Origin of the sequence: Frankia sp. Mgl5, assembly GCF_023242985.1 — a bacterium.
Classification (GTDB): domain Bacteria; phylum Actinomycetota; class Actinomycetes; order Frankiales; family Frankiaceae; genus Parafrankia; species Parafrankia soli.
Genome location: NZ_JALKFY010000499.1, coordinates 1 through 397, shown reverse-complemented (window position 1 = coordinate 397; position 397 = coordinate 1). Strand labels below are relative to the sequence as shown.

Below are 397 nucleotides of genomic sequence, written 5' to 3'. Positions count from 1 at the left end.
ATATGGGAGAGGATCCGAGTACGTACCATCTGCCCGAGCATCCCGTTCAACAGCGCATTCTCGATGCGGTGGCTGACATCACTCGCTACCCGAAGGAACAGATTCATATGGGTACAGATGGCTGCGGGGTTCCGGTTCATCGCCTGCCGCTTGCCAATTACGCCTGGGGTTTTGCACGATTGGCCAAGCCTGAAACGATTGAAAATTCCGTCCGCCGTGAAGCCGTTCAACGTATCACGGACGCGATGGTATCATTTCCCGAGATGGTTGGCGGAAACAAGCGTTACTGTACCGATTTGATGACAGCCTTCAAAGGCCGAATCGTCGGAAAAGCAGGAGCGGAATCGGTCTATTGCCTCGGCGACCGCGAGACCGGACTGGGCATTGCGATCAAGAT

1 protein-coding gene is annotated in these 397 nt (G+C 54.9%); it reads left to right on the top strand.

The genetic code is table 11. The features are described from left to right. Nucleotides 1-397, top strand: a 397-nt coding sequence (locus tag MXD62_RS10320) for an asparaginase (RefSeq protein WP_248829104.1), incomplete at both ends; no start/stop codon positions are given.